Source organism: Acidobacteriota bacterium (genome assembly GCA_020845575.1).
Taxonomy (GTDB): domain Bacteria; phylum Acidobacteriota; class Vicinamibacteria; order Vicinamibacterales; family Vicinamibacteraceae; genus Luteitalea.
Window position 1 is genome coordinate 55,685 of sequence record JADLFL010000032.1, and the last position, 9,771, is coordinate 65,455.

Annotated in this window: 10 protein-coding genes; 3 read left to right on the top strand and 7 right to left on the bottom strand. The window is 68.4% G+C overall.

The annotated features are described in order from the left end of the window. Positions 1–63 precede the first annotated feature (63 nt). The 3 genes from aroA to IT182_09100 are packed head-to-tail and all read left to right on the top strand — an operon-like array spanning position 64 to position 2,673. Positions 64–1,386 (top strand): 3-phosphoshikimate 1-carboxyvinyltransferase, encoded by a 1,323-nt coding sequence (gene aroA / locus IT182_09090; protein ID MCC6163489.1) that lies wholly within the window; start codon positions 64–66, stop codon positions 1,384–1,386. Continuing rightward, positions 1,383–1,889 (top strand): shikimate kinase, encoded by a 507-nt coding sequence (locus IT182_09095; protein ID MCC6163490.1) that lies wholly within the window; start codon positions 1,383–1,385, stop codon positions 1,887–1,889. The genes aroA and IT182_09095 overlap by 4 nt, the downstream gene beginning before the upstream one ends. A 40-nt stretch (positions 1,890–1,929) precedes the next feature. Further along, the gene (locus tag IT182_09100; GenBank protein MCC6163491.1) at positions 1,930–2,673 is read left to right on the top strand and encodes a metallophosphoesterase family protein; all 744 of its coding nucleotides are present in this window, start codon (positions 1,930–1,932) and stop codon (positions 2,671–2,673) included. Between the two features lie 6 nt (positions 2,674–2,679). Here IT182_09100 and IT182_09105 read toward each other — a convergent pair whose 3' ends face one another. From IT182_09105 to ccsA (IT182_09135), 7 genes are read right to left on the bottom strand one after another with little or no spacing between them, the layout of a single operon-like run. Continuing rightward, entirely contained in the window at positions 2,680–2,823 is a 144-nt protein-coding gene (locus IT182_09105; GenBank protein MCC6163492.1) for a hypothetical protein, read from the bottom strand. 7 nt (positions 2,824–2,830) lie between these two features. After that, positions 2,831–3,142 (bottom strand): CcmD family protein, encoded by a 312-nt coding sequence (locus IT182_09110; protein ID MCC6163493.1) that lies wholly within the window; start codon positions 3,140–3,142, stop codon positions 2,831–2,833. 2 nt (positions 3,143–3,144) lie between these two features. Further along, positions 3,145–3,759 carry a cytochrome c biogenesis protein CcsA gene (gene ccsA, locus IT182_09115; GenBank protein MCC6163494.1) on the bottom strand — a complete coding sequence of 205 codons (615 nt, stop codon included), beginning with the start codon at positions 3,757–3,759 and terminating at the stop codon, positions 3,145–3,147. Positions 3,760–3,790: 31 nt separating this feature from the next. Next, on the bottom strand, positions 3,791–5,320 hold the full coding sequence (ccmA, locus tag IT182_09120) for a heme ABC exporter ATP-binding protein CcmA (GenBank protein MCC6163495.1): 1,530 nt from the start codon (positions 5,318–5,320) through the stop codon (positions 3,791–3,793). Further along, positions 5,317–6,555: a hypothetical protein gene (locus IT182_09125; protein MCC6163496.1), complete on the bottom strand. Its 1,239-nt coding sequence runs from the start codon at positions 6,553–6,555 to the stop codon at positions 5,317–5,319. Before IT182_09125 ends, ccmA begins: the two co-directional genes overlap by 4 nt. Further along, positions 6,552–7,100, bottom strand: coding sequence for a zinc ribbon domain-containing protein (locus IT182_09130; GenBank protein ID MCC6163497.1), 549 nt, complete (start codon positions 7,098–7,100; stop codon positions 6,552–6,554). Before IT182_09130 ends, IT182_09125 begins: the two co-directional genes overlap by 4 nt. Beyond that, positions 7,087–9,600, bottom strand: a complete 2,514-nt coding sequence (ccsA, locus tag IT182_09135) for a cytochrome c biogenesis protein CcsA (GenBank protein MCC6163498.1) — start codon at positions 9,598–9,600, stop codon at positions 7,087–7,089. Before ccsA (IT182_09135) ends, IT182_09130 begins: the two co-directional genes overlap by 14 nt. Between the last annotated feature and the right edge of the window lie 171 nt (positions 9,601–9,771).

Consider the following 9,771-nt stretch of genomic DNA (forward strand, 5'->3'; position numbering starts at 1 on the left):
TCGGAGTTGGCGAGGATCATACACGCTCCGCCGCGCGTGGCGGTTTGCTACAGTGAAGCCCGCATGTCCGCCGAGTTCACCAAGTCCGTCACCGTCCGGCCCGCCACCGCCCTCGAAGGCGTCGTGCGCGTCCCGGGAGACAAGTCGATCTCCCATCGATACGCGATGCTGGCCGCGCTGGCCGACGGCGTGTCGCGCATCACCCACTACGCGCCGGGCAACGACTGCCGCAGCACGCTCGCGTGTCTCGAGCAGCTCGGCACGGTGGTCTCGCGACACGACGCGTTCGACAGGGAGACCGGCGCGAAGGTGCCGACGATCCAGATCGTCGGCCGCGGGTTGCGCGGGCTCCAGACAGCGTCGGAGGATCTCGACTGCGGTAACTCGGGCTCCACGTTGCGCATGCTCGCCGGCATCCTCGCGGCGCACCCGTTCACGAGCGTGCTCACCGGCGATGCCTCGCTGCGGCGACGTCCGATGATGCGCGTGGTGACTCCGCTGCAGGAAATGGGCGCCACGGTCACCGCCTTCAACGGACGGCCGCCACTCACTGTCGTCGGCGGCAACCTGCATCCGATCACGTATCGCCCCGAGACGCCGAGCGCGCAGGTCAAGACCGCCGTACTGCTGGCAGGACTGCAGACGCCCGGCCTCACGACGTTCGAGGAACCCGCCGGCACGCGCGATCACACGGAGCGCGCGCTCCAGGCGTTCGGCGCGACGGTGGACGTACAAGGCCTCGTCATTCGTCTCCAGGGCGAGCAACGCCTCACGGCGCGATCGCTGGCCGTCCCAGGCGATCCCTCGTCGGCCGCATTCTGGGCGTGCGCCGCCGCGGCCCTGCCCGGCTCGTTCATCGAGCTCAGGGACGTCGGCCTCAATCCGAGCCGCACGGCCATCTTCGACGTCCTCCGCCGGATGGGCGCCGACATCGAGTTGCAGGCCGATCGCGAGGATGCCGAGGAGCCCGTCGGCCGCGTGCGCGTGCGCCACCACGGCCTCCGTCCCATCGAGCTGACACCAGCCGAAGTCCCCGGGCTCATCGACGAACTCCCCGTGCTCGCCGCGCTCTCGACGCACGGCGGCGACCTCAGGGTGACGGGTGCCGGCGAGCTCAGGGCCAAGGAGAGCGACCGCATCACGGCGCTCGTCGACGGCCTGCGCGCCCTCGGCGCCGATGCCGATGAACTGCCTGACGGCTTCCACGTCCGCGGATCGCGACGACTGCTGGGTGGCGAAGTGAACGCCGCCGACGACCATCGCCTCGCCATGGCGTTTGCCGTCGCGGGCCTCGGCGCGCTGGAGCCGACCATCATCCGCGGTGCCGACGCCGTCGACGTGTCGTACCCCGGCTTCTTCGACGTCCTCACCGCCCTGAGGAAATGAACGCCCCGCGCGCCGACAAGCTGTATCTCGTCGGGTTCATGGGCTCCGGCAAGACCACCGTCGCGCGAGTGCTCGGGCGACGGCTGGGATGGCGGGTAATCGACCTGGACGATGCGATCGAACGCCGGGAAGGGCGGACGGTCTCCGATGTGTTCGCGCAGAAGGGCGAAGCGTACTTCCGCAAGGTGGAGCGCGACGTGCTCCTCACCTACCTTCCCCTTCGCAACGTCATCGTCGCCACCGGCGGCGGGACGTTCGTGCAGGCCGCCAATCGGACCGACATCCTGGCCGACGGCACCGCCATCTGGCTGGACGCCCCGCTCAGTCGCATCATCGACCGCGTGCCGTCAGACGGGCGCCGTCCGCTCGCGGCAGACAGGGAGGCGTTCGCGGCCCTCTTCGAGCATCGCCGCGCCGCGTACCGCCTGGCACATATCCGCGTGGACGGATCGGGACGGATCGACGCGCTCGTCGAGGACGTCATGCACCAGCTCGGGTTGTAGCGTTCAGATCGCCGGCGTCCTGCGTTAATAGAGCCACAGCGTGCGCTATCTCGTCATCAGCGACATCCACGGCAACCTCCCGGCCCTGACAGCCGTTCTCCACGACTGCCCGCCCGAGACGTACGACCGCGTACTCGTCCTCGGCGACCTCGTGGGCTACGGGGCCGAACCCGGCCCGGTGATCGACCGCATCCGCGCGCTTGCGCCTCACGTGGTGGTGCGCGGCAATCACGACAAGGCCGTGTGCGGGGTGATGGACCTGCTCGCCTTCAATTCGCACGCGCGCGACGCGGCCGAGTGGACGACGCGCGCCCTGTCGTCGGCGCACCTGGCGTATCTGCGGGAACTGCCGGCGGGTCCGCTGCTCGTGGACGATGCGCTGGAGGTGTGGCACGGGTCGCCCGCCGACGAGGACGCCTACCTGGTGTGGATCGACGACATCAGGGATGCCGCCGCGCTCGGTCGCCGGCCGCTGTGCCTCTTCGGCCACACGCACGTGCAGGGCGCGTATGGTTCGGGCGAAGGACGTCCCGTCGTGGAGAGCGGTCCGACATGGACGCGCACCACATTGTCGATCTCGCTGGACGACCGTTGGCTGGTGAACCCGGGATCGGTGGGACAGCCTCGCGACGGCGACCCTCGCGCGGCGTACGGCATCGTCGATCTCGGCACGCGGACCGTGACGCTCTGTCGTGTCGAGTACGACGTGGCCGCCGAGCAGGCGGCCATCCGCGCGGCAGGTTTGCCGGAGTTGCTCGCCTCACGCCTCTCCGAAGGTCGCTAGCCCGCGCTACTCACGCGCGCGGCGACGCTCCTCGGCGCGCTTCTGCTGCGACCGCATGGCGTCCATCGCCGCACGCGACCCGAGAATCCACCCGATCACGATGCCCAGCAGCAGCACCGCCGGGATGAAGACGAAGTGCCCGGCCGTCATGGGCGTCCTACCGGCCGCCTGACGTCAGTCTGCGCGCCTCACGCAGGTCGGCCTCGACCCGATCGAGCCGGCGCCGCAACGACAGCACGTACAGCAGCAACGCCACCCACACGATGATGTACGCCGCCACGAGGAAGGGTGCGGCGGGCAGCTTCTCGCTGTCCGGCAGTTCGGAGATGGGCAGGTATTCATCCTGCGCCGCGGTTGTCGTGGGAGGCGGAGCCGACTGGGCGAAGGCCGTCGCCGCGAAGGACGCCGTCCCTCCAGCCAGCAACAGGGCGAGCACGACGACACGAAGGAAACCGGTGAGCAACGGCATGACTAGTTTTCCGCCTCGGCCAGGAGGCCATCAAGCGCGTCCTGCTGTTCCGCGAGCCGTACGCGCGTACCGAGCAGGCCGACGAACAACAACAGGAACGCCACGATGCACCAATAGAACGGTGTCCGCATCTCCGGCCCGAGCGTCGGCACGACACTCGTCTTCGGGTGCATGGTGCGCCACACGTTGACCGACCAGTAGACGAACGGCACGTTCGCCATCCCGAAGATTGCCACGCCTGCCGCGAGCCGTTCCGTGCCCGGACCACCGAAGCGCCGCAGCAGCAGGTACGCCACGTACAGGAGCCACAGAACGAGCGTCGACGTGAGGCGCGGATCCCACTGCCACCACACGCCCCACGCCTTGCGGGCCCACAGCGGTCCGGTGAGCAACACAATCGCGCCGAGCACGACCACCAATTCGGCGGCGGCTTCGGCACACCTGTCGCTCGAGGGACGTCCGCGCCGCAGGTACGACACGCTCGCGAACCCGCACACGAACGTGGCGAGGAACATCACGATGCCGACGGGCGCGTGATAGTAGAAGATCTTCTGCACGAGCCCCATCGTCGATTCGTACGGCGCCTGCGCGATCAGGTACGGGGCGATGGCGAACATCACCAGGGCCAGCCCCAACGCCGCCGGCGCACTACGCGTCAACATCTCGAGCCTCCTTCGCCACGCGTGGCGCGCCTTCGGTCATCAAGGCGCCGAACGTCCACAGCGCAAGCGTGGCAAACACAGCGTCAAAGCATACCAAGAGGGGCAGCCAGAGGCTGACCACGCCCGGCACATACGGATCGGCCAACGCCGCCGACGTCCCGCGCACGCCACCGATGATCACGGGGACGCTCATCGGATACAGCAGCAACGGCAGCAGGACGTCGCGCGTACGCATGCGCGCGAGCATCGCCGCGAAGAGCGTGCCCACGGCCGCGTATCCTGCGGTCCCGAGCACCAGCAGTGCGGCCACGGTGAAGGGCTGCCGCTCCAGCGGCATCTGGAAGAAGAGCGCCACGAGCGGCAGCAGCGCGGCCTCGACGGCGAACATCAACGCCATGAGGGCGCCCCACTTCCCGAGGTAGATCGAGGCACGCGGCGCGGCTGACGCGAGCGTGGCGACAAGCGTACCGGCCGCGCGTTCGCGCTCGAAGGTGCGCGCCATGGCGAGCGTGCCAGCGAGCGCAATGGTCACCCACAGCACGGTGGGACCCGCATCAGGCACGGGTGTGCCGTCGTGAACGAGGCCGAACGAGAAGACGAGCACGCACGCCAGCGCGAAACACGCCGTCGTGAGCAGGCCCTCGCGCGACCGCCACTCGATCCGGAGATCCTTCGCGAAGAGAATCCAGGCCACACGAAGGATGTCGGAGAGCGACGTCTCGCTCGATGACGGCAACGTGGCGGCGATCCGTGACGACGCCAACTGGCGCGTGATGCTCGACGGGCGACGCGCAGGTGTGGTGTCGTCCGGCTCGAGCGACGCCCTGTACGCCTCCGCGAGCGAACCGGCGCGCCGCAGCGGCTGCAGTACTCCCTGTCTGATGATCCACGCGCGATCGACGAGCCCCTCGACGAGCAGCAGATCGTGCGTCGCCAGGACCACGAGCGTCCCCCTATCGCGCACAGCGCCCAGACGTGCCACCATCCGATGCGCGCTCTCGTCGTCGAGGCCGGTGAAGGGCTCATCGAGCAGCAGGATGCGTGGCGAGGTGAGGAGCACGCGCTCGAACGCGAGCCGCTGGCGCATGCCGCGCGAGAAGCGTTCGACGAAATCGTCGGCCCTGTCGGCGAGCCTCGCGTGATGGAGCGCGTGCGTCACGGCCGACGGCACGTCCTCGATGCCCGCCAGCCGTGCGAAGAATTCGAGGTTCTCGCGCGCCGTCAGGTCGCCATAGAGCTGCGGCTCATGTCCGAGCACACCGAAGAGGCGACGCGGAGAATCGAGGCCCGCCGCGTCGGGATAGATGACCTCGCCACGCGATGGCTCGGCGAGCGTGGACAGGACGCCGAGGAGCGTGGTCTTGCCGGATCCGTTCGGCCCGAGGAGAGCGAACACCTCACCTGCGTACGCCTCGAACGAGACGTCGCGCAGCACGCGGCGCCGACCGAACTGCCGGGCCACGCCGCGGCAGACGAGGAGCGGCGCCCGGCGATCGTCGTCGGGCGTGGCCGTCATGACACCTGACGTTCGGCCTGTGACCCGCTGCCACGCGCGCGTTCGGCGTCGAGCAACGCGTATACGCCTTCGAGATCGCGCAACACCGCCTCGCGCTCGTCGCGCAGTTCCGCGGTGGCGGGCTCGCCATCCTGCTCGAGCCGGCGCAGTCGGGCCAGCAGCGACGTCCGCTGACTCTCCAGCGCCTTGATGCGCGACGTCGGATCGACCGGTACCCGGAAGGCCATCCAGCCCCCCGCCAATGCGACGAGCGCGGCGATCCCGAGTGCCATGTAGCGCGGCCACGTCCGATGATGCGGCAGGCCGTCGAGGACGAAGCGCAGCGTCTGCCCCGCACCCATGCCCGGACCGGTACCGGTGTAGTACGTCCGTCCTTCGGCCTGCGCCTCGCGCGATTGCGGCAGCGTCGGTTCGACGAGCCGCGTGTCGCCGAGACGGCGCACGATCACGTTGGTCGCCATGGAGAGGACGGGAAGCGTAAGGGATATCTCACGCCTGGCGCCCGTGGCCGGGAGGCGATACGCCACCTGCACCATCGTCCGTCCCGGAGGAAACGGGCCGGCGACCACGAGCTGCCGCTCGAAGACGCGCGCCTGCGACGAGGAGCCTTCGAGCAGCGTGACCTGCTCGGCGTCTGACGGCATCGCGATCCGGAGCGGTTCGGGGATCGAGACGGGCCCCTCCGCGGCATTGGCGAACTCGAAGATGTGGAAGACCTCGAGCTTCTCGTCGGCGAAGTCGAAGATGGTGCGCCACTGCGTGCCGAGCACCACGCTGCCGGGCGTCGCCGGTTCGGTCGGCGCCGCAGGCACCGCTGGAGCCGCGTTGCCGTCTGCCGGTACTGCGCCGTCCGACAAGCCCGCGGCGAGGATCACGCGGACGCCGCCTGTCGACGGCACCTGGAACGGCTGCGACCGCACCGTCTCGCCTTCGACCGTCACCGTGGCGATGAGCGTCTTGCCGGCACCGAGCGACGCGAAAATCGCGCGCCCGGATTCGTCTGTCGGCGCCTCGTCCTGCGCGCCGTCGCCCGCGACGCGCACCGTCGCGCCAACGACATTGTTGCCGAGCGACTGGCGCACCACGCGCACGGAGACGGCGCCGTCCGGAAGGTCGCCGCTCGGCAGCGCCATCCCGTTCATCTGCCGGAGGTCAGGCATCTGCGCGGCGACAGACGATACAGACGTCAGACACGCCATCACCGTCGCCAATACGAACCACAACGCGCGCGTCACAGCGTCGCTCCACACGTCTTGCAGAAGCGCGCGTCGGCATCGTTGAGCGTCTGGCATTGCCCGCACTGTCGCGCACTCACCGTCTTCGTGTTCCGCGGCGTCGCGAGGCGCGCGAGATCCTTGTTGATGCGCTCACGGAGCCCCGCCTCGCCGAGTTCGATGCGCTGCATCAGTCCGACGGCACGCTGTCGCAACCGCCCGACCATCTCGTCGTAGTCCGCGTCGGCCACCTTCCCCATCGCCTTGTCGAACTCGAGTTCCTTGATGCTCCGCAGCACCAGCGCCTTCTCGCGTTCGAGCGCGCGCACCTGCCGGGCGGATCGTCGCGTATCGCCCACCACCTGCTCCGGCGCGACGAGCGGCAGCAGCGTGCGATACAGCACCGCTGCCGCGACAGCCGCGAGCACGATGCCGGCGCTCAGCAGAATCAGATGCTCGGGCCGGGTGAACCGCGGTTCACGCCACACCGCCGCCGTGGCGCCAAGCAGACCGAGGACGATGAAGAAGTGCCAGATGCGAGGACCGCGCGTATCAATCGAGGTCACGCAGTTCCTCGTCGAGCTGCGCCTGATACGGATCGGCGCCCGCGGAGGACGCCGACGCACCGTCGGTCGTCGACTGTCGCGACCACCGCACAGCCACGGCGCCAGCCACTGCGGCACCAAAGAGGCCGAGGCCCACGGGCACGGCCCACGCCAGCCTGTTGAAGGGCGTGTCAGGCGGCTGCGTGAGGATGTCCGTGCCGTGCTCCTGTACGAAGGTCGCGAGGATCGCCTCGCGATCGTGGCCGGCCTCGACGAGTTCCTTCAGGCGCTTCAACTGCGAGGCCTTGCCCTGGCACTGGAACATGCCGCACGTCCCGGCTGGCAGGCGGCAACCGCACGTGCACAGGATCTCGTCACCGAGTTCCCGCTCGAGCGGCAGGCGCTCGATGATCGTACCGGTGTTCACGCTCGACACCGTCTCCTGCGGCTCGTCGTGCCCGTGTGCGGCGTGCGCGCGAGCGGGGAACGGCAGCGTGAGCAACGCGGCAAGCACCAGCAGCGACGTGGTCGTTGCGCCGGCGCCGGCGCCCGATGGCGCACGCGCCGCCGCCACCGCAAGCGCGCGTTCCGGCAGCAGCGCGATCAACGTGCCGATCGCGAGGATGCCGAAGCCGGCCCAGATCCAGTTCACGAGTGGATTGACAACGACGTGGAACGTCGCGCTCTGCTGCTCGACGTCAAAACCGGCGAGCACGATGTAGAGGTCGTCGGCGAACGTGCGCCTGATGGCCACTTCCGTCGTGGGTTCGTCTGGACGCTTGGTGTAGAACCACTTGGCTGGCGTGAGCGTGCCGAGCTCCGTCGTGCCGTCGAAGGCGGTCATCTTCGCCGTCACCATCTGCTTCTGCGCGTCCTGCGTGATGGCGATGCCGTCATGGCGCACCGTGTACGGGCCCACCGTCACCGACTGGCCTGGCTTGAGCAGCAACTGCTCTTCCTGCTGGAAGCCGTCGCCGGCGAATCCGAGCGCCATGAGCACGATGCCCAGGTGCACGATGTAGCCGCCGTAACGGCGCTGGTTCCGCGCGACCAGACCGATCGCCGATGTGACCAGATCGGATCCCGAGTACTGCTGACGCACACGTGCGCCGCGCACGAACTCCTGGAGAAGCGTGACGGTCACGAACGCGGAAAGCGCAAAGCAGATACCCGACGACCACACGCGCACGCCAAGGGCCACGACGGCCGCGCCGGTGACGAGCGCCGCGACCACGGGCCAGAGGAACTGGAAGCGCAGGTTGTCGAGCGTGGACTTGCGCCAGGCGAGCAGCGGACCGACGCCGGTGAGCGCCAGCAGCATCAGGCCGATGGGCAACATCCACTTGTTGAAGAACGGCGGGCCCACCGTGAGTCGCTGGCCGCCGACAGCCTCGCTCAACGTCGGGAACATCGTGGCAAACAGCACGAACATCGCCGAGAACAGCAGGATCCAGTTGTTGGCCAGGAACGCCGCCTCGCGCGATACCCACGAGTCGAGCTCATGACGCGCGCGCAGCAGCGGCAGGCGGTAGATCAGCAGCCCGAAGCTGACCACGAGCAGCACGGTCATGAAGACCGTGAACATCCACGCCAGTTCCCTGTCCTCGCCGAACGCATGGACCGACTGCACGACGCCGGATCGCGTCATGAAGGTGCCGAAGATCGTCAGGAAGAACGTGGTGATGACGAGCGTCATGTTCCAGACGCGCAGCATCCCGCGCCGTTCCTGCACCATCACCGAGTGCAGGAACGCCGTGGCCGTGAACCACGGGAGCAGGCCGGCGTTCTCGACAGGATCCCAGCCCCAGTACCCGCCCCACCCGAGCTCCTCGTACGCCCCGATCATGCCGAGCGTGAGGCCCAGCGCCAGGAACAGCCAGCTCACCAACGTCCAGCGGCGCACCGCTCGCAGCCACGAGTCGTCGAGATACCCCGTCGCGAGCGCCGCCATGCCGAACGCGAACGGAATGGTCATGCCCACAAAGCCGATGTAGAGCGACGGCGGGTGGATGACCATGTAGATGTTCTGCAGCAGGGGATTGAGTCCCTGCCCGTCCGGGGGGATGTCGGCCAGATACGTCTCGAACGGGTTGTTGTGCACCACCATCAGGAAGAGGAAGAACATCTCCACCATCGAGATGACGGCCACGACCCACGGAATCAGTTCGCGATGCGACTCGCGCGAATTGCGTACGGCGATGGCGCCGAACACCGACAGGAGCAGCACCCAGAACATGATCGAGCCGTCGAGCCCGCCCCAGTACGCGGTGAGCTTGAACAGCAGCGGCTGCGCGGCGTCGGAATAGCGGTCGACGTACTTGATCTGGTACGTGTCGGTGACAAACGCGTAGAGGATGACCGCGGAGGCAACCGACATCAGTGCCGTGACGAGGTAGAAGGCGCCGATCCCGCTCTCGGTGAGGCGGGTCGATCGGCGCCGAGCCCCGGCGATGCAGGCCGTGGCGGCGTAACAGGCCACGACGAAGCTGGCGAGCAGCAGGAACGTCCCGAGAGCTGGCATGACAGACCTAGTAGGCGCCAGGCGCCGCAGCGGCAGGACGCACGCTGCCCGGATGGCTGGCGCCTGTCGGATTGCCGACCGATCCCGGCTCGTACTTGGAAGGACATTTGGCCATCACACCGTTCGGTTCGACGAGGAATCCGTCAGGCCCGAGCGTCCCCTTGATCACGA

What these genes read in the sequence shown, in the direction of transcription:
- IT182_09110 (MCC6163493.1), bottom strand. Translation starts at nt 3,142, where the DNA reads ATGCCGTTGCTCACCGGTTTCCTTCGTGTCGTCGTGCTCGCCCTGTTG.
- ccsA (MCC6163494.1), bottom strand. Translation starts at nt 3,759, where the DNA reads ATGTTCGCCATCGCCCCGTACCTGATCGCGCAGGCGCCGTACGAATCG.
- IT182_09095 (MCC6163490.1), top strand. Translation starts at nt 1,383, where the DNA reads ATGAACGCCCCGCGCGCCGACAAGCTGTATCTCGTCGGGTTCATGGGC.
- ccsA (MCC6163498.1), bottom strand. Translation starts at nt 9,600, where the DNA reads ATGCCAGCTCTCGGGACGTTCCTGCTGCTCGCCAGCTTCGTCGTGGCC.
- ccmA (MCC6163495.1), bottom strand. Translation starts at nt 5,320, where the DNA reads ATGACGGCCACGCCCGACGACGATCGCCGGGCGCCGCTCCTCGTCTGC.
- IT182_09105 (MCC6163492.1), bottom strand. Translation starts at nt 2,823, where the DNA reads ATGACGGCCGGGCACTTCGTCTTCATCCCGGCGGTGCTGCTGCTGGGC.
- aroA (MCC6163489.1), top strand. Translation starts at nt 64, where the DNA reads ATGTCCGCCGAGTTCACCAAGTCCGTCACCGTCCGGCCCGCCACCGCC.